General features: G+C 62.3%; 21 protein-coding genes. 8 read left to right on the top strand and 13 right to left on the bottom strand.

Going from position 1 to position 18446, the window contains the following annotated elements:
* Nucleotides 1-93: 93 nt before the first annotated feature.
* From accD to LK535_RS02880, 8 genes are all read right to left on the bottom strand, one after another.
* Nucleotides 94-954 carry an acetyl-CoA carboxylase, carboxyltransferase subunit beta gene (gene accD, locus LK535_RS02915; protein WP_227770382.1) on the bottom strand — a complete coding sequence of 287 codons (861 nt, stop codon included), beginning with the start codon at nucleotides 952-954 and terminating at the stop codon, nucleotides 94-96.
* Entirely contained in the window at nucleotides 951-1742 is a 792-nt protein-coding gene (trpA, locus tag LK535_RS02910) for a tryptophan synthase subunit alpha (RefSeq protein ID WP_227770381.1), read from the bottom strand. Before trpA ends, accD begins: the two co-directional genes overlap by 4 nt.
* Before the next feature lie 49 nt (nucleotides 1743-1791).
* Complete coding sequence (gene trpB, locus LK535_RS02905; protein WP_227770380.1) at nucleotides 1792-3021, bottom strand: tryptophan synthase subunit beta; 1230 nt, start codon at nucleotides 3019-3021, stop codon at nucleotides 1792-1794.
* Nucleotides 3018-3653 (bottom strand): phosphoribosylanthranilate isomerase, encoded by a 636-nt coding sequence (locus LK535_RS02900; RefSeq protein WP_227770379.1) that lies wholly within the window; start codon nucleotides 3651-3653, stop codon nucleotides 3018-3020. Before LK535_RS02900 ends, trpB begins: the two co-directional genes overlap by 4 nt.
* Before the next feature lie 83 nt (nucleotides 3654-3736).
* On the bottom strand, nucleotides 3737-4411 hold the full coding sequence (gene pyrF, locus LK535_RS02895) for an orotidine-5'-phosphate decarboxylase (RefSeq protein WP_227770378.1): 675 nt from the start codon (nucleotides 4409-4411) through the stop codon (nucleotides 3737-3739).
* A gap of 3 nt (nucleotides 4412-4414) precedes the next feature.
* Entirely contained in the window at nucleotides 4415-4753 is a 339-nt protein-coding gene (locus tag LK535_RS02890) for a hypothetical protein (RefSeq protein WP_227770377.1), read from the bottom strand.
* Nucleotides 4754-4809: 56 nt separating this feature from the next.
* Nucleotides 4810-7095 carry a patatin-like protein gene (locus LK535_RS02885; RefSeq protein ID WP_227770376.1) on the bottom strand — a complete coding sequence of 762 codons (2286 nt, stop codon included), beginning with the start codon at nucleotides 7093-7095 and terminating at the stop codon, nucleotides 4810-4812.
* Nucleotides 7092-7787: an endonuclease/exonuclease/phosphatase family protein gene (locus LK535_RS02880; RefSeq protein WP_227770375.1), complete on the bottom strand. Its 696-nt coding sequence runs from the start codon at nucleotides 7785-7787 to the stop codon at nucleotides 7092-7094. The genes LK535_RS02885 and LK535_RS02880 overlap by 4 nt, the downstream gene beginning before the upstream one ends.
* Nucleotides 7788-7919: 132 nt before the next feature.
* Between LK535_RS02880 and LK535_RS02875 the strand changes: the two genes are divergently transcribed.
* Both LK535_RS02875 and LK535_RS02870 read left to right on the top strand, forming a co-directional pair.
* Complete coding sequence (locus LK535_RS02875; RefSeq protein WP_227770374.1) at nucleotides 7920-8066, top strand: hypothetical protein; 147 nt, start codon at nucleotides 7920-7922, stop codon at nucleotides 8064-8066.
* Between the two features lie 45 nt (nucleotides 8067-8111).
* A complete protein-coding gene (locus tag LK535_RS02870) occupies nucleotides 8112-8357 on the top strand; it encodes a hypothetical protein (protein ID WP_227770373.1) in 246 nt (81 codons plus the stop codon).
* Nucleotides 8358-9175: 818 nt separating this feature from the next.
* Here LK535_RS02870 and LK535_RS02865 read toward each other — a convergent pair.
* On the bottom strand, nucleotides 9176-9370 hold the full coding sequence (locus LK535_RS02865; protein ID WP_227770372.1) for a hypothetical protein: 195 nt from the start codon (nucleotides 9368-9370) through the stop codon (nucleotides 9176-9178).
* 150 nt (nucleotides 9371-9520) lie between these two features.
* On the opposite strand from LK535_RS02865, the gene LK535_RS02860 reads away from it, so the two are divergent.
* Nucleotides 9521-9787, top strand: coding sequence for a DUF6894 family protein (locus LK535_RS02860; protein ID WP_227770371.1), 267 nt, complete (start codon nucleotides 9521-9523; stop codon nucleotides 9785-9787).
* 1446 nt (nucleotides 9788-11233) lie between these two features.
* On the opposite strand, the gene LK535_RS02855 is transcribed toward LK535_RS02860, so the two are convergent.
* The 3 genes from LK535_RS02855 to LK535_RS02845 form a co-directional block, all read right to left on the bottom strand.
* Complete coding sequence (locus LK535_RS02855) at nucleotides 11234-11524, bottom strand: hypothetical protein (protein ID WP_227770370.1); 291 nt, start codon at nucleotides 11522-11524, stop codon at nucleotides 11234-11236.
* Complete coding sequence (locus LK535_RS02850) at nucleotides 11525-11743, bottom strand: hypothetical protein (protein ID WP_227770369.1); 219 nt, start codon at nucleotides 11741-11743, stop codon at nucleotides 11525-11527. It abuts the gene before it with no gap.
* Between the two features lie 994 nt (nucleotides 11744-12737).
* Nucleotides 12738-13004: a hypothetical protein gene (locus LK535_RS02845; protein WP_227770368.1), complete on the bottom strand. Its 267-nt coding sequence runs from the start codon at nucleotides 13002-13004 to the stop codon at nucleotides 12738-12740.
* 214 nt (nucleotides 13005-13218) lie between these two features.
* On the opposite strand from LK535_RS02845, the gene LK535_RS02840 reads away from it, so the two are divergent.
* From LK535_RS02840 to LK535_RS02830, 3 genes are all read left to right on the top strand, one after another.
* Nucleotides 13219-13794, top strand: coding sequence for a recombinase family protein (locus LK535_RS02840; RefSeq protein ID WP_227770367.1), 576 nt, complete (start codon nucleotides 13219-13221; stop codon nucleotides 13792-13794).
* A 342-nt stretch (nucleotides 13795-14136) separates the two neighbouring features.
* Complete coding sequence (locus LK535_RS02835) at nucleotides 14137-15153, top strand: hypothetical protein (protein ID WP_227770366.1); 1017 nt, start codon at nucleotides 14137-14139, stop codon at nucleotides 15151-15153.
* Nucleotides 15154-15409: 256 nt separating this feature from the next.
* A complete protein-coding gene (locus LK535_RS02830) occupies nucleotides 15410-15865 on the top strand; it encodes a hypothetical protein (protein ID WP_227770365.1) in 456 nt (151 codons plus the stop codon).
* A gap of 768 nt (nucleotides 15866-16633) precedes the next feature.
* On the opposite strand, the gene LK535_RS02825 is transcribed toward LK535_RS02830, so the two are convergent.
* Nucleotides 16634-16921 carry a hypothetical protein gene (locus LK535_RS02825; RefSeq protein WP_227770364.1) on the bottom strand — a complete coding sequence of 96 codons (288 nt, stop codon included), beginning with the start codon at nucleotides 16919-16921 and terminating at the stop codon, nucleotides 16634-16636.
* A gap of 269 nt (nucleotides 16922-17190) precedes the next feature.
* Between LK535_RS02825 and LK535_RS02820 the strand changes: the two genes are divergently transcribed.
* Together LK535_RS02820 and LK535_RS02815 are read left to right on the top strand one after the other, a co-directional pair.
* A complete protein-coding gene (locus LK535_RS02820; RefSeq protein WP_227770363.1) occupies nucleotides 17191-17379 on the top strand; it encodes a hypothetical protein in 189 nt (62 codons plus the stop codon).
* A gap of 469 nt (nucleotides 17380-17848) precedes the next feature.
* Nucleotides 17849-18244, top strand: coding sequence for a hypothetical protein (locus LK535_RS02815; protein ID WP_227770362.1), 396 nt, complete (start codon nucleotides 17849-17851; stop codon nucleotides 18242-18244).
* The last annotated feature ends 202 nt before the right edge of the window (nucleotides 18245-18446 follow it).

Below are 18446 nucleotides of genomic sequence, written 5' to 3'. Positions count from 1 at the left end.
TCCAGCTTCCCGCGCGCTGAAACGCGGCGGGCCGATGCAGCCCGCCGGCGTGATGCTATCATTATCCTCTGCTTCGGGCAGAGGTCGAGTGTGTCAGGCCGCCTTGCGCTCGGCGCAAAGGTATCCGATCACCGTCGCCAGTTGATCGCGCAGATCCTTGCGGTGGACGACCATGTCGACCAATCCGTGCTCCAGATAATATTCGCTGGTCTGGAAATCGTCCGGCAGCTTTTCGCGGATCGTATTCTCGATCACGCGCCGTCCCGTGAACGCCAGCGTTGCGCGGGGTTCGGCGATGTGAATGTCGCCGAGCATCGCATAAGCCGCCATCACGCCGCCTGACGTGGGATCCGTCAGTACGACGATATAGGGCAGGCCGGCGTCGTGCAGCATCTGGATCGCGACCGTGCTTCGCGGCATCTGCATCAGGCTGAGAATGCCCTCCTGCATCCGCGCGCCGCCGCTGGCGGTGAACACCACATAGGGCGCGCGATCAGCAATTGCCGCCTCTACGCCCTGGATGAATGCTTCGCCAACCGCTTGGCCCATGGACCCGCCCATGAACGCGAAGTCCTGCACGCCAATCACCACGCGATTGCCCTTGATGGTGCCGCGCGCATTGATGAAGGCGTCCTGCTCACCGGTTTCGGAGCGAGCGGCTTTCAACCGATCCGAGTAGCGCTTCGAGTCGCGGAACTTGAGCGGATCTTCCGGCGCAGCGGGCGCGGGCAGGATGTTCGCGCTGCCTTCGTCCAGCAGCTGCGCGAAGCGTGCAGCAGGACCGATGCGGCCGTGGTGATCGCAGGACGGGCAGACCGATAGATTCTCCTCCCACTCCTTGGTGAACACCATCGTCCCGCATCCCTTGCACTTGTGCCAAAGATTGTCGGGAGTCTCCTTCGTCGCCGGAACAACGAACGACAAAGCGTTGCGAACGCTGGACAACCAGCTCATGCGATTTCCTTCCGAGCGGCACGGACGGCGGCCGCCAAGCTTTCAACATAGGTGCGCACGTGGCGCGGTGCATCAGTCGTGTGGCGCGCCACGAGTTCCACGATGGCGGAGCCCACGACAACGCCGTCGGCGATCCTGGCAATCGCCTTCGCCTGTTCAGGTGTGCGAACACCGAAGCCGACAGCAATTGGCAGGTCCGTCGCTTCCTTGAGGCGCGTGACGGCGGCATCGATCGAACCCTGCGCTGCCTGTTGCAGGCCGGTGATGCCGGCGACTGACACGTAATAGACGAAACCGGAGGCTCCGTTCAGCACCGTCGGCAGGCGCGCGGTATCTGTCGTCGGCGTTGCCAGGCGGATCGGATCAATGCCCGCCTGCCGCAATGCCGGCCCCAGCGCATCGTCCTCTTCCGGGGGGACGTCCACACAGATCACCCCGTCCACGCCGGCTTCCCGCACTGCCGAGGCAAACCACTCTGGCCCGCGTCGCAGCATGGGGTTGGCATAACCCATCAGCACTAATGGCACATCCGGATGCCGCCGGCGAAAATCGCCTGCAATCCGAAGGATATCGGCGGTTGTTGTGCCCGCTTCGAGGCTCCGGATGTTTGCAGCCTGGATCGCAGGGCCGTCCGCCATGGGATCCGTAAACGGCATGCCGAGTTCAATGACGTCGGCGCCGCCCGCGACCAGCGCGTCAAGCACTCCAGGCGTGTCCCCATCCCCGGCCGTCACAAAGCAGACGAGCGCCGGGTGGTCCTTAGCGAAGGCCTTCGATAGCCGGGTCATCGGATGTCACCGGTGGATGCAGCGATCGCACAGGGTCGGTGAAAACCCCTCATATCGCCACTCCCAACGCATGAGCGACGGTGAAGATATCCTTGTCACCGCGGCCGCAAAGGTTAGCCAAAATAATCTGATCACGACGTAATTCCCGTGACTTGCGTGTCACGGCTGCGATTGCGTGGGAGGGTTCCAGCGCAGGAATGATACCTTCCGTCCGGCACAGGAGCTGGAACGCATCGAGCGCCTCCCCGTCGGTCACCGACGTATACTCCACGCGGCCGATATCCTTCAGCCACGCATGCTCCGGACCGATACCCGGATAATCCAGCCCGGCCGAAATCGAATGCGCCTCGGCGATCTGCCCGTCGTCGTCTTGCAGCAAATAGGTCTTGTTTCCGTGCAGCACGCCGGGGAAGCCGCCGGCCAAGCTGGCCGCATGCTTCTTTTCCAGACCTTCACCGGCTGCCTCTACGCCGAGCATCTGCACGTCGAGATCGTCCAGGAACGGGTGAAAAAGTCCAATGGCGTTCGATCCGCCGCCGATGGCCGCCACAAGCATGTCGGGGAGGCGCCCAGTGCGGGACAGCATCTGCTCGCGAGCCTCACGACCAATCACGCTCTGGAAGTCGCGGACGAGCTCCGGATAGGGATGGGGGCCGGCCGCTGTGCCGATGATGTAGAAGGTGTCGTGCACGTTGGCGACCCAATCGCGCAGCGCCTCGTTCATCGCGTCCTTGAGCGTGTTCGCACCCGAAGTAACCGCCCGAACTTCCGCACCTAACAGCTTCATGCGAAACACATTTGGCTGCTGACGCTCGACGTCCTTCGCGCCCATGTAGATCACGCATGGAAGACCGAAGCGGGCGCAGACGGTGGCGGTCGCCACGCCATGCTGACCAGCGCCGGTCTCGGCGATGATGCGCGTCTTGCCCATCCGGATCGCGAGGAGGATCTGGCCGATGCAATTGTTGATCTTGTGCGCGCCCGTATGGTTCAGCTCGTCGCGCTTGAACCAGATCTCGGCGCCCATTCCATCTACCGCATTCTCGCGCAGCGCCTCCGTCAGCCGCTCTGCATAGTAGAGCGGCGAGGGGCGTCCGACGTAGTGCTCCAGCAGATCGTCGAACTGTGCTTGGAAGGCCGGATCGTTTTTTGCCGCGCGATATTCGCGTTCCAGATCCAGGATCAGCGGCATCAGCGTTTCGGCGACATAGCGGCCGCCGTAATCGCCGAAATGGCCGCGCTCGTCGGGCTGTGCCCGGAAAGAATTCGGAGCGTTCATGATGCGGCGACCGATTGCAGGAAGGCGACGATCTTGTCCACGCTCTTCACACCGGGCGCGCTCTCCAACCCCGATGAGGCGTCGACCAGCGGTGCGCCGGTGCGCCGGATCGCTTCCGCAACATTGCCGGCATCGAGCCCCCCGGAAAGCGCCCACGGCATCCGGTGACGGAAGCCGTCAAGCAAGGACCAGTCGAAGCGAATACCCATGCCGCCCGGCAGAGCGGCGTCCATCGGCGTCTTGGCATCAAACAGGATACGGTCGGCAGCGCCTGCATAATCGCTGGCACCGTCTAGATCCGAGCGAGTCTTGACCGCAACGGCTGCCCAGGTTTCCAGGCCGGTGCGTTGGCGCAGGTGAGCGACCCGCTGTGGCGCCGTGCGATGCAGCTGCACCGCGTGAAGGCGCCCGGCCTGAACCGCATGCTCGAGCATCTCGTCGTTCGGATCGACAAAGACGCCCACCCTCCGAACATGATCAGGAGTTCGAGCCGCAAGGCTCGCGGCCGTATCAAACGAGAGATTGCGGGGCGAAGGGGCGAAGAAGACGAAACCGACATGAGTTGCGCCGCCGCCGATCGCAGCGTCCAAGGTCTCCACGGTGCTAAGCCCGCAGACTTTCACATCAGTCATCGAATCGTCCGCGAGAGAGATGGACGTTGCACTGTGACGGTGCGCATGTTCCGGCTTCTAGATGTCGGGCGGCGCATCTCGCGTCAAAGCGTCGCGCCGATCGCGCGAGCCGCTGCATCGGGATCATCCGCCTGAGTGATCGGACGGCCAACGACCAATACTGACGCGCCGCGATCGAGTGCTTCGCGTGGCGTCACCACCCGCTTCTGATCGCCGGTCGCACCGTCAGCTGGTCGCACGCCCGGCACAACAAAGAAGCCCTTAGGCCAAATCTGGTGGGCGGCCTGCACTTCCTCGCCCGAACAAACGATTCCGTCCACGCCGGACCGCATGGCAAGCTCGGTCAGTCGCAGTACATGGTCATGCGCGCGGCCCTGAACGCCGGTAGCTGCCAGATCCATGTCATCAAGGCTGGTCAACATAGTGACGGCGACCACCTTGGTGCCGGCAGGTGCCGCGGCCTTGGCATCTTCCAGCATGGCCTGCCCCCCGGATGCGTGAACGGTGAGGATCGCGGGTTCCAGCCCGCCAAGTGCCTGGATCGCCTTGGCCACCGTGTTGGGGATGTCGTGCAGCTTCAGGTCGAGGAAAATCGGAAGTCCGACGTGGCTCATTTCCCGCACGCCATGCGCGCCATTGGCAACGAAAAACTCGAGCCCGAGCTTAAGGCCGCCCACATGATGCCGGACGCGTGTAGCCATCTGCTTCGCGCGCTCGAGATCCGGCGTGTCGAGAGCTACGAAAATGCGATTGGACATGCGTCAGGCGACCTCTGGAGAAGCGGAAACAGGCTGGAGCGGTGGAGCCGCCTGCGCTGGCGAACTCGCCGGCTGGACCGGAGGGAGTTCCAGCGCGCGAAGATCGGCAACGGTACGTTCTGCAGCCGCGAGCCGTTGGCGCAACCGCCAGCGAATGGCCCGCTGATACAGGAATGTTGGCAGGAACCCCGCCAGGAACGTCACGAGAAGCAGAACCGGCAGGTTCACTTCAGCAACCAGATTTCCGAACAACGAAATTGGCACCCATTTCCAATTGCCGAAGGTGAAAAGGGCCGCGGCAAAGGCGATCAACGCCCAGAAGAGAATTTTCAGGAACTGCATGAACAAGGCTCCGGCATGGCGCGGACGCTATTACGGCGCGCGCCCTTTGGCCAGCCTCAGCCGATCTCGCCACGCAATGAGGCGATCAGTGCGCCGGCCGTCGTCAGACGCGGTTCCTCCTCATCCAGGATCGCGTGGAATGCGCGACGCTTTGCCGCGGCAACGCTGCCCGGCTTCAATCGGGCGTCCGCCGGGAGCGCCGAGATGATGATGTCGATCATCCGCTCGGCCCCGTGCAGCCTACCCCAGAGATAGTCGTTCTCGCGATAGGCGCGGCTGAAAAACGCACCGAAATTGCTGAACTGGATGCCCTTCAGGGTTGCTTCCGCACCGCCCTGACGAATGGCGACGCAATCATCGGGCGCGATGCGGTCGATCTTCACCGGGTCGAATTCATCCACGCCTGCGCCTTGCAACAGCGGCATGGTGGCAAGATCGACATAGGGAAAGCCGAGATAATGCAGAAGAAGCGTGCGCCGCGGCGCGCGCGGCAAACCGGCCAATGCCTCGGCGATCCGCTCGTCCGTCTCGGCATCGACCCGAGTCAGCGCCAGCGAATCGGCGAGTTGGTCGAGAAGCTCGGAAGCGTCGCCCTTTAGCGAACGGACCTTGGCCCGTAGTGGCCGATGCGGCTCCGGCATCTTGCGTTCAATATAGGCAGCCAGCGAATCATAGATGGCGTGGCGCACCGGGAGCAGGACTTCCTCGTCATGTTCCGGTTCAAGCTCCACCAAGCGGCGCGCCAGCAGGCGCAGGCGGCGGATCCTGAAACCGATGTCGAAGGTGCGGAGGAAGTCGATCGATGCTGCGCTGGACGCATCTGAAGGACGTGCCTCGTCATAGCCACGCGCCAGCAGCGCAGCCTCGATGCGGTTGCGGATCTTGGCCCAGCGCTGCGGCCCGGGTTCTCCGCCCGCGGCATGGAGCAGGGCAGTAATCGTCTCCACGACGCCCGCGATCTTCAAGTGCGCATAAGCGGCGTAGCTGAAGCCGGCGCGGTCGGCCGCGGCCATTTGCGCGCGACGCCGCCACCCGGAAAGCCGCGCAGGCGTCGGTCGGTCCAGGAAGAAGGTTCGGCCGAACAGCGCCTCTACTTCGGCCTCGATTGCCGGGCGCACAGCGTCGGTGATGGTCCGCATCTGCTGTATACGGCGGGATCGAGCGGCAAGCGCCTCCAGATTGTCGCGGATCGGCTGCTTGCGCGGCAATTCGCTGATCGCGCCCAGGATCGTCTGAAAAAAACCAGGCTGTCCGTCATCGCCGCGGGTCAGCCGAAACTTCATGCCGGGCGACGGGTCGATATAGACGAAGCGGCGGTCCACTTGTCGGCGGGCAGGGCGCTCATCGAGCGCTTCGATCGCTGGCCGGAACGGCGCGTTGGCCAACACCGACCCGTCGATAAGATACGCCTTCTCCGCCGCATTAGCAGCAACGTGACGTGGCAGCGCGCGCTGCAGAAACGCGCCACGCCCCGGCCAGTGAGCCTCACGCACGCCCAGAACCGTGTCCAACTCGGTCACACTGAACGGCGGGAACGCGCCGGGAAAGCTTGAGGTGGCTCGCGCCGCAAACGTCAATTCAGGGGAGGCGGCCAGCGTCTCACATTCGCGGCCATGATCGGTGAACGAAAGGACCAGCCGGTGTTCGGTCTCAAGGACCTCCGGCGGCGAATGAAGCTGCAGGCGTTCGGGATGGCCGGTGAAATCCGTAACCGTGACAAACAGATCGAGCGGCTGCCCCTCTGGAAGGAGACGCGGACCACGGGGCGCCGCCGCCATGGCATCGAAGGCGTCCAGCAGCATCGAGGTGAAGCCGGCGCCGTCAAACGGCGGCTCGAACCAGCGCGACCGCACAAAGTGCGAAAGCTTCGCCTGCACTTCATCCCGCGTATTCTCGTCTAGTGCGTCCAGCTTGTCCGCGCTGCGCCCAGCAGCCATCCATGCCAGGGGAAGCGCCCACGCCTTGGAAAAGCGGGTCGCGGGTGCGGTGCCAGGCGCAATCAGCGCCTCCGCGTCGGCTTTCTCGAGCCACAGGTCGGTCAGCGGATCGAGTGACTGGCCGGCGCTCAGTGCCTGGGCAAGGAAGATGCCGTTGATCCCGCCGGCGCTCGCACCGGCGATGATGTCGGGCAGCACGCGTAGGCGAGTGCCCGTCTCCTGAACGATGTCCTCCATCAACGAAGCGTATACCGCTCCGCTTCCGGACAGCGCTTCGCCCGCATGGCTGGCGCGGCTGGCGCGCGCGACGTGCCAGATCTCCTTGGTGATCCCATGCATGTAGACGGCGAGGCTAATTCCGCCGTAGCAGACCAGCGCGAGCCGCAGTTCGCCGTCGCGGATCATGTCGGGCGAACGTCGGCCCAAATGGGCAGGTGGTCGCTTGCTTTACGCGCGGCGGCGCTTTGATGGACGCCGCACTCGACCACCTTGAGATCCTCCGAAACCATGATCCGGTCCAGCCTGCCGACGGGCCGCCGAGCGTGGTAGCTCGGCCCTGTTTCTGCGAAGGAGAAGTCCCGCGAAAAGTCTCGCAGGCACCCCGCCGCGCGAGTCCATTCGTTCAGATCACCCATCATCACCGTTGGGCGCGGGTGAGTGCTGGCGGCGACATGGGTGAGGATCGCTGCCGCTTGCCGCCGGCGCCAGAGCCCCGACAGGTCCAGATGCATTCCGATGATGCGGAAGATCGTGTCCCTGATGCGCACGTCCGCCATGACGGCGCCGCGCGGCTCCAGGGCCGGCAGGTGGATCAATTCGCAGTCCACGACCTGGCTGCTCTTGCGGACAAGCAGGGCGTTGCCGTGCCAGCCCATCGAACCCGCGCGTACGCCGAAGCCGACCGACTTCCAGTCGCTGTGCTCGTCCAACAGGTGCGGCGTGATGACGGCAGCGCGCGCACCGAAGCGACGGTCCGCCTCCTGCAGCGCGATCACGTCTGCGTCCACTTCGCGCAGCACCTCAAGGATGCGTTCGGGATTGCGGCGACGATCGGTGCCGATCGCTTTGCGCATGTTGTAGCTCGCGACACGGATCATTGCGGTGGTGAAACGCCCTTATCGCCGGCTGGTTGCCGCCACTTTGTCGCGCGCCGGTCGCAGCAGCGATGCCCGCTCAACCCTGATGGTGCAATGGCCTGAGCGGTAGGGGCCGGGGAAGGGAGGCGCGCTGTGATTGCGGAAACCATATTCGTCATGCCCTTGATCGGCCTTGCAGTATTTTCTGCGCGCGCCAGCCGCCGCGATCCCGCCCGGCGCGCGCGTCAGGAGGCGGTATGGCGTGACATGATCCGCGCCGCTGGTCATGCCGATCGTTGAGATCGGGCGTGGCCAGTCCGACCGCGCAGGTTTACAGCAGCAGGGATGTTGTTCGATCATTTTGCTGGCGCGCAGTCGGGCTGGCGCATCGAAGCGAAGATCCGCGCTCGCCGGGTCATGGGTGAGCAGCCTGACGACCCGCTAGGCTATGTCGACCGGCGGCTCGCGCGCACGCGATTCGCTTCTTTCGAGCGGCGGCGCTGGAAGCACATCCGCACGCTGGTGCTCCAGTTGATGGCGGAAGAAGCGCGGAGAATACGTCCGACCAAGTCCAAGCGCCGCGTGAAATGATGGTGCCGGTTGCAGGGAACTTCCCTTAGCACCAAAACCCACGGTTTTGCGCCACTTTTCAAACGTGCGAAGCGGCCGTTATGTACCTTATATTGTACCTCTTTGCTCTGTGAAGCAAGCCGCATCGACTGGGTACCGCGCACCTGACGAGAATTGTCGCCCCTGCAGGAGGAGTGCGCCGGAACGGTTCAACGCGATCTTAAACGCAGCTGGTGTTCGCGCTTCTCAAGCCTTGAGTGGCCGCTCATAGAGGTCTTTGCAGCGGCAAGATCGACATGGGCCGCGATCAACTTTTCGGGACGCCCGAGCGACAGCAAGCATGGCAGGAGGAAAATCACGATCGCCAAACTAAGCTGGCGATCTCCAGCGGCACCGTTCGAAATGCGTAAGACAAGGTGCGAGCAATCGGGCGGGGCAGTGCGTGTAGCACGGCGGAGCCCCGCGAGAGCCGATATCGAAGCCTAATGTTGAGGCGGGCCGTGTGATTGCTGAGGGTCGGAGTGGCGTTGGCGCGGCTGCAGCGAAGGCGCCGTTTTGAGCGCGGATTGGCCGATCGCCAGCGGGTTCCCGTCCAGCCCCCGGGGGGACCCGCGGTCAAAGTCCCCCCACGACAAAGTCCCCCCACCCTGCAGGAACTGGCGGTTTTCTGCGGGTTTGCACTGGATGAGGAAGCCGATGCGCCTACCTCACTCCTCACTTTGAACCCAGGGCATTGCGCCTTCTCCGCGGCCCGCCGCGCCATTGCCGGGGACATTCAGGGCCGTGTGCTGGTCCGGGAGACAGTTGCCGAAGCAACGATTCGACGAGGGACTAACAAACTAGTCGTTCTCCGCGAGGAGGCGAGCGGCCGTGTACCCGCGGTGCCACGCGGCACTCTCGTCGGAACCTTCAGGATACGTGCAGGCACTCGGCAGCACCCCGTCCGCATAGACCTGCTTGCCGGCCACGAGAGCCTCGGCGATCCGCAGAGGCGACTGAACATACGGGGAGTACCCGCTGCGTTGATCCGACATGAGGAAGCTCCGTCTGTGCGGCAGCTCTCCAGTTGCTGTCAGTCGATACCGTGCAGGGCAGAAATACCGATAACCCGCCTATAGCACGGATCGGCAAGAACACCTAACACGCAGGCCTCGCCGGTCTCTCGTGGTGCTTGAGAGGATGAAATGTCGAAATTCCACATCGACGTCCGAACCCCGTCGCACATCGGAGGGACGGTCACAGTCGAACGCGATGATCATACGGCTCTTCGGATCGAGATTTCCCGCTATGTCGCGCAGTTACTTCGGGATCACGCCGGAGAAATCTGGGCCGATGAGGAGTGGCAGATTGATGTCACCGACGAAAGCGGTCTGATCCTCTACGTACTAAACGTAAGTGCTTATCGCGCCCCAGCAGTGACGGGCCCAACGCGGCCCACCTACGGCGCCTAGCAGGTCCTCGAAGCCTGCCAGTCCACCTACCGGGACACGGGCTCCACGCCGCAGGGTCCAAGCGTTCCGGCGGGGCTGTGAGGGCCTGAATGGACTGCAGGAAACAGGACGGGCACGATCCGCGCTTAATGGCCGAGATTGGGAGGAAAGCGGACCTAAAAACGAATGTCATTTGAAGGATCGCGATAGCTGCGAACGATACGAGCGCGACATTCTCAAACCTGCCTCCTATGTCCATCATAAGGACGAGGAAGGCGGGGACGGCGACGCTGATGGTGAGCACCTTCACCCAAATCGGCTGAACCTTCCAATGACCGTCCCGAACCGATAATACGTCGTCGTCGCTGCTCATGCTGTGGATCATCACACGGTCAGTCAACGGCCGCAATTGGGCGTGAGCGGAATGGCGGCTTTCTGGATCGACAGCGCCGATGCGGACCGGCCGAGACTGGGAGGGAAGCGGACCTTCGCCGAGATCAGGTAAGCATCGCAACGATCACAAGAGGGACCGCGAACAAGAGCACCAACCACGCAGCAAACCGAATGGACAGATGCCGTACTCGCCACTTCCAGAGGATTGCTATTGATCCAAGCGCGAGGACTACGCAGCTTGGGGTCAAATAGCGAACCTGTACAGCTCCATTAGGATGGTGCGGTGTTAGCGCCAAGATCACGACCAAAAGAGCCGAGGCCATTGCAGATCCAACGCTCACGTCCCGATACATGCGCCACCCGCGCTGCACCTCCGTGCCCTCGTTAGCTATCGTCTTCTGCTCGGCGTGCAGCCACTCGTAGCGATTAGGCTTCATGCAGAAGGTATGCGCGTGTCGGTGAGCGTCCACAACTGGGAGGTTAGCGGACGTTCGCACAGTTCTCGCCGACGGAAGAACCAAACGACCTAATACGCTTTCGACGGGAGCGCTTCGCAACGCGTTCCGAACGGATTGAAGAGCAATAACCTAAGCCGATCATTCTTCGCACATGTATCCACATGATCAGTCCGCCGTACAAGAAGAGGCCAACGAAGAGGATCGCCGCACCGGCACCGTACGACCATTGCTCAACTACCATTGACGGGACGAGCAAGCAGATCATGGGTGCAACTGCGATTAGATGGTGGCGCAGTGTCGGCATCCCGGCCCAACCGAATCTTATCCATTCGCGATCGATGATCCGTCGCAGACGGTGACTTAGCTGCGCCATGCCTCGATCCTGATCAGATTAGCGAATGTCCGCAACTGGGCGGAAGCGGAATGTCCGCTTTTCGCTCCTCATGCCCCATACGTTCTCACCCAGGCATACCGCAGGACCGCATAGGTCAACAGGACCAGCAAGGTAACTGCCCAGACCGGCATTGTTCGTGAGGGCCTCGGAGGCATCATACAGGCCCGCCAGGAGCGCCCACGAGGGCCATAACGATCTCCAGGCCCTCCAGGTACTCGGCGGCTATCTACGGTCGCCTGTGCGCTCCCGCTGCACCGCGTCGTCCCAGTCGAGCCGGTGGAGATACCAGTTTCGGAGGACCTGATCCATGAACAGGCGCAGGCCCTTCAGGATCGAGAAGACGGCGACCCACACCGCGACCCGATCAATGATCTCCATGTGCCGGGTGAGGACCAGGACGGCGCCGAGCGTGAGCAGGTCGAGCACGCCCACCGTTTTGGCGTCGCGCTGGAAGTGCTGACCAATCGCCTTTCGCACCTCGTCGGTGGAGTGACCCTCCGCAAACATGCTCATCTAGCCGTCCTTCTTGGGCTTCCAGTCGGGCTCGTCGACCTTCATCCAGTAGGGCTTCTCGCCGCGCTCTCGCTGCCTCGGCGGGGGAAGGATGACGACAACGCCCGCCGGATCAGCGAGGTAGTAGGCCGACATGTCAGGGCCGCGGACCACGAGAAGGTCCAACCAGCGCCCCGCAGTGTCCACCGGGATCGGCGCCGAGACGCCAGGAAGGGCCACATGGACCTCCCGGCCTCCGTCGATTTCCCGCCGCATCACTCCAGCCAAGGCATCGGCCCAGTGCATCGGGGGCGATCCGGGGGGACGAGGCGGCGTGTTCATGCTCATGTGGGGGACAGTATGGCGTACCCGAAAAGCCGACAAGGCGCCTGCGGACCACGCGCTACCTGAAGGTTTCCTGCAGCACCTGCGAAAGGACCGCACGGGTTACCGCCAAGCACCTGGAGGGCCGAACGCTACGCTGCCCAGATACGGAGTGCGTGGGCGAGCTGGCGCAACCGGAATAACGACTAGCTGGGCCGGTGCGATCGGTCCTGAATGTCCGAGTCTGGGAGGGAGGCGGACGTTCGTCACCCGCTATGTTCTGACAATGGAAGTGAGGTGGCTGCAACCGCCATCGCGATTAACACCGCGTAGAACAGCGCAACGAAAGACCAGAAAGCGAGCGGCCTTTCGTGCCGCCTAATTAGGAAAATGGGGCCATCAGTATCGAACACCCTAATTGATCCCGACTGAAACATGCGGAAGGCACGCCAGCCCGCCAAGAGGAGTGCAAGCACAACGCCAATTTTGGCTAGCCAGTTCATGCGTCTTCACGCTGCACTATCCGCGCAATGTCGGCAATTGGGCGAGAGCGGAATGTCCGCTTTTCGCTCCTCAAGCTCCATACGTCCTTACCCAAGCATACCGCAGGACCGCATAGGCCAACAGAGCCAGCAAGGTCACAACCCACACGGGCATGGATCGGGAGGGCCTCTGCGGCATCATGCAGGACCTCTACGAGCGCCCAGGAGGACCGGAACGACCCGCCCAGGCTCTCCAGGTGCTCGGCGGTAGCCTCAAGGTCCTGGGCGAGCTGCAGGAGCGCGTTCTCGGCCCCTAGCCGTTCCAGGCCGTCTCGCTGATCTACCGATCTCGGCGGCTGGGCACGTGATCGACATAGGCGTGCAACAGCTCGCAGGGTCTCGGGGTCGTGCTCGGGAGTCTCGGGCATCTAGCGGTCCTTCTTGGGCTTCCAGTCGGGCTCGTCGACCTGCATCCAGTAGGGTTTCTCGTCGGGGCCTAGCTGCCTGGGCGGGGGACGTTTGACGACAACGCCCGCCGGATCAGCGAGGTAGTAGGCCGACATGTCGAGACCGCGAACCACGAGAAGGTCCAGCCAGCGCCCGGCAGTGTCGACTGGGATGGGCTTCGAGATGCCTGGGAGCACCGCCTTCACCTCACGACCTGCGTCAATCTCCCGCCGCATCAATCCTGACATGAGGTCGGCCCAGTGCATAGTTCCCGGGGGGCACAGCGGCTTTGATCATCGCAACAGTTTGCCACGCGTCCAGTGAAACAACCATGACTCACAAGTTGTAGGTTCTGAGTCAGCCCGCAACAGCGGCTTTGAGTGTGTCTCAAAAGGTACTTGACGGGCTTTGCGTCATGTCTCAGAAGTGTGGTATACCTTCTGAGCCACTGGAGCTGGGACCATGAGCCGGATCGCCTACTATCGCGTGTCCACGGGCGACCAGTCGGTTGCCGCTCAGCGGCAGGCGCTTGGCGATGGGTTCGATCGCGAGTTTGAGGACGTTGGGGTAAGCGGCTCAGTGAAGGCGGAGGATCGGCCAGGCTTCGCTAAGCTCCTCAGCTACATCAGGGAGGGCGATACTCTCTACCTGTACGCAATCGACCGCCTTGGCCGCGATGCCTTAGACGTCCAGGCGATGGTACGCCGGCTGTTGGAAGTGGGCGTCACGCTAGACGTGCGGGGCCTCGGCGTGATCGGCCGAGGCGTGGGGGAGCTTATCGTCGCCGTCTTGGCTCAGATGGCCGACATGGAGCGCCAGCGCATCAAGGAGCGCTGCGAGAGTGGACGACAAGCGGCCCGTGCAGCCCTGGCGGCGACTGGGCGGACCCACAAGGGTAAGGAGAGCCTAGGGCGCCCCAAAGCCGCGAACGCCGCCGAGGTGGCTGCATGGCGCCGGGAGAATGGCGCTTCCATCAAGCAGACCATGGAGCGCTTCAACATCTCGAAAGCGACAGTGGCGCGTTACTGTGGCGCCTAATGGCTCCGGAACTAGGGTCTGGGCGCAACCATCATCGCGAAGCGCCTCGGGATCGGCCGAGCGAGCGTTTACCGGGCGCTGGAAGGTACCGAGCAGCCTCCGAAATAATCGGCGGACAGGTACAGCTCGGACGCGGAGATTTCTGCCGTTAATAGTCCGCTTCGGCCATTTATGTTGTGTTGTGATGCGCGTTTAAGCGCTTTCACGGACGACATGCAGGAGGGACGCAGAGGGACTTAAAGCCCTTTATAGGCCCTCTAGGGTTGGACCCAGTCATTCATCAATCATGATCCCTTATGGGCCTTGAAGTAAACAAAAGCCCCTTTAAGGGAGTAAAGGCCCGTGAATATGTTTACTCCGTCATCTCCTCATGGCTCCGATAGCCAGTGGGTCCTCTCCGAGAAGGCCTTCAAGGACCTTAAAGTAGCGCTTGGCTCGTACGGCTCCAGCCTCAGTCCTGAAGCCCACGAAGCCCTGTGGTCCGTGCTCACGACGATGGAGTCCGGCTTACGAGGCGAGGTGCCCCCGTTCTTCTATCTGTCCTCGATCGATCCAGGGTCCGGTAAGTCGCTCACAGTCGCCATATTCCTCCGGGCCTATAAGGCCGCTGGCTTCCTGCCGGCTACTGGGGTCCTGGTGTGCGTTTCGCGCCTCGCGGAAATCGAGACGTACCTGGCCGCCGCTGGCCTCGATCGGGACGAAGTGGCCGTCCTCACGAGCGATGAGCGACTCAATGCCCTTGGAGCGCCTGAGGGTGTCCACGACGCGGCGCCTGTGCTGTTTACTACGCAGCAGCGCCTAGCCGCCCGTGGTGCTCAGGCAAGCATGGAGGACCTTTCTGCGTTCTTCTATTGCGGTAAGCCTCGTGCGCTCCGCATTTGGGATGAGAGCATTCTTCTAGGATCGCCGAAGACTGCCAGAATTGATGACCTGGGCGCCCTTCTGAGCCCGCTCCGTGCCGCGAAGCCCCAGATGGCAACCGCAGTACAATCGTTAATGGTGGAGGCTTGGCAGGCGAGTCCGAACGATATCGTGAGGCCCGCCCCGATCCTTGGCGGAGGCTGGGGGAAGCTCGGGGACCTTGAGGTCGTGAGGGACCTTTCCGGACTCGCGGGCAATGACGCGCGTTTGGTGAGCGCCGGGACCCACCTTTGGCTCTCTGGAGCGGCTCCGACCCTTCCGGCCGACTTTGCGCCAGTAATAATCCTTGATGCATCGGGTCGGGTTCGCGAGACCTACAGGCTCTGGGAAAAGCGGAAAGGTGGCCTCAAGCGTTTCTGGCGGTTACACAGGACAGGGTGTGACCATCTCAAGCGCGGTCATCACAGAGCTTCGGCCGGATGGTCCGGTAGGCTCTGAGCCGATCAACCTGGGCTACAGCGACGGCGGGGCGATCACCGATGACGATCCACGGTCGGCTTGTGAGCTGGAGGGCAAGATCACGAACGTCGAAAAAGACCGGAGCTTCGATGTCGCCGTAACGGGGACACTCAGCGGACGTGACCGCTACGTGAAGCAAGGAGGGAAGTTCGTGCCGGCCCGGAAGCGTGACTGGGATCTGCCGTGTGCATCGACCCGATAAGGCCGTTTGGTTGGGTCCAGGTAAGAAGCGGTGATGACACCTGATCTGCGCAAGACCCTCTCAGCAGTCGCACAGGCCATGCGGTCCGCCCACGATCCTTGGTGGATCATCGGCAGCGCTGCGGCGGTACTTCATGGGGCTGCGCCGATCGAGGTAGCTGACGTGGACGTGGTGCTCAGCGTCCCAGACGCCACCCGCATCCTCGCGCTGATCGGTCTTGAGCCTGCGGCAGGAGGGGGAAGCGACCAGTTCCGCTCTGAGGTATTTGCGACTTGGCACGACAATGCGTTGCCAGTCGAGTTCATGGCGGGCTTTCACGTCCGCACAGAGAACCGATGGTCCCCTGTGGTCCTCAAGACCCGCGAGGCCATCTCGGTCGATGGTGCTGAGGTGTTCGTTCCGGGCCGTAGGGAGCTGCTGGAGCTGTTCGCGAGCTTTGGACGGTTGAAGGACCTGGAGAGGGCCCGATTGCTGCTGAAGGGGCTGTGAGGGGCTTTACGGCCGTCTGAGCGGGCGTCCTGCTGATCCCGCTCGCTATGTGTCTTTCGAGTTGCCCATGTGGCGGATCGTCACGCCTCTGGAACATTGGCGCTTCTGGATTGGTTTGCTCATTGCAACCAAGGTGAGGGTGCATGGGGGGAAAACGTCGACGCAGACCGGCCGCCGTTGGCAAGATGTGGGCGATTGCAGCAAGCTGCCCGCTCGCAGGTGCGGTTCTGGGGGTGATCATCGCCGAGGTTGCGGTTGGCCGTATAAGTCCGGTCTATCGAGAGGGGCTGGCCGCTTCCGACACACGCTTGCCGCCTCATCTGAGAGGTAGAGCGCTCACGGAAACGGATGACTGGGGCACTTACGACGCTCCGCGTGCCACCTGGGGTGGGCCTCTGTACGGCGCGTCCTATCTCCCCGTCGCATCTCCCCCTCAGTCGGGCGCTGAGGAAGATTGGGAGGGAAGGGTCGAGCGACTGGAGGCACGTTGGAGGGCCGAAGAACGTGCATGGGCCAAGCAGCAAAAAGCCGACGTCCACATGCCCTCCTTTGAGGACGGGTCAGCCGAGTTGGAGGTTAAAGCCCAAGTGGCTCCCCTCGCGGCTACCTTGGTTTCGAAGGCGCCTTTGGTCCGTTCGAACGATGGCGCATCGTCCCCAGATCAACCGGCAGCACAAGTGGAATACTCCGAGCTTGAGGCCGTTACCCAGAACGGCAGCTGAGGAGGCGGACACAAGCTGTTGAGCTTGGCGCCTCCCAGCGGATCATTTACTTCTCGCCGTTATCCTTCACACCAACAACCGGCACGTCGACTTCTGCCTTCTTGGTGCCGACCACGACTTCCTTGCTGTCGAGATCAACCTTCGGAAGTGCGCCACCCTTTGCGCTAACGTCAACATCCGGCAAAGAGCCTTCTTTCACATCTGCGCTCCAGAACCCAGTTGCGAAAAGCACCGCAGCGATGATGGCGGCAATTGCGAGCACAATGGCAATCGTTCGTCCAGGACCGCTGCGCCGAACAACAACCCGTTCGTCAGTTGTGCGATAGTCTGCCATGTTGCTCTCCCGTTACAACGTGTTTCTTCTGCGACGAACCGATGTTGACGAGGATTGTTCCAGGTTAAGGCGGGCTCGAAACTTCGAGGTAGATCCCGAGACGCTCAGGCGTGTGGCTCGTCTGGCACGCGGGCGCACTCGCCGCGCGGTGTCGATCATCGGGACGGGTTGGAGAGGTTAGGAGCCGAGAAGGCGCTCCGGCAGCTTGCCGAGGACCTTGAGGCCACCGCAGACCATTTAGAGGCCACACGGCGACGGATGAGGCCACAATGACCGTCTGGCTCCACAGCAACGCGGAGAAGCTATACGCGCTGACTGCCGACGAGAAGGGCGCATCGCTCCCATCGGACCTCGGGCCTTGGGAAGCCTTGCGATCCCTGTCGATTTCTGACGAAGCTGAAGATGAGGCCGAGGCGCTCATGCTTATCCAGGAGCACGGCTATTGCTGCTTCAAGTAACCGCGTAAGCCCACTGGACGATGGGCGCTCCTAAGCAAAGTATGCCGGTCTGGATTGTGACCTTGCTGGTGCTGTTGGCCTACGCAGTCCTGCGGTATGCCTGGGCGAGGACGTATGGGGCTTGAGGAGCGAAAAGCGGACATTCCACTGCCGCCCTATTGCGGACATTGCGGACCCTATGTTGAGTTAGCGGACGTATTGCCATGCCGCCGCAAGTACTGCGCTAGTGTTGCGATTGGCAGGAGGTAAACAGGGGATAGCATCCAGATGCCCCACGGACTTCCCTCTGCGGCCATGCTGAATACGGCTATTGGAAACATCAGACCATCGCGGAAAGACGCCGTCAGAATACCAAACATTACCATGAAGCACGCGAGGCAGACCGCGACAGCTACAGCGTTAAGCGAGTAGATGCGTAGCGCCCAGAATACCAGCCTGCGCTGAAGGTCGGTGTCCCTTGCCACAGCCTATGCTGTCAAAAGATGATGTCGAGCGCAACGCCCGCCCCCCCTTTAAATCGCTGCTATTCACGCTTGCGTCAGCGGCACCAAAAAGCGGACCGGCGGCAGGCGCCCACTATCCGACGTTCGTCGGTTCTGCGATCTTTGGCTGCATGAAGCGAAAGAAGCTCTTGCTTGCCGTCAACGCAGCTTTCGGGCCCGCCCTCGTGGCATTGGCATTGAACGCTTGGAATTTACCGCGATGGCGGTGGCTCGTTGCGCGGGACGACGGCGGGATGCACGGAGTTTTGGCGATCATGCTCGCCGTCGTGATGGTCTACTCGCTGGGCTTTCAGCTGTGGTTAGTGAAACTCTTTTTCGAACCGTACTTAAGGCGGGCTTTCGATGCCGCCCGGCACCGTTAAACGGATAGGCGAAGGGCAGCTTTCCTTGCCAATCCCAGCCGCTCGCGAGGAGCACCGACGATCCAAAAAGCGGACCGACTGCTAACGCCCACTTGGTGACATTCATCTGCCAGTGACGAGCGAATGCAGAGAGGCAACAGGGGCGGTCCAACAGGACACCCGATCTCGTTCCCGAAGTAGCGCTCTGGCTGCACCTTGGCGG

This window comes from Sphingomonas sp. IC4-52 (assembly GCF_020707225.1).
GTDB lineage: Bacteria > Pseudomonadota > Alphaproteobacteria > Sphingomonadales > Sphingomonadaceae > Sphingomonas.
Note: the sequence above shows the minus strand (reverse complement) of the source record. Positions and strands in the feature narration are given on the sequence as shown.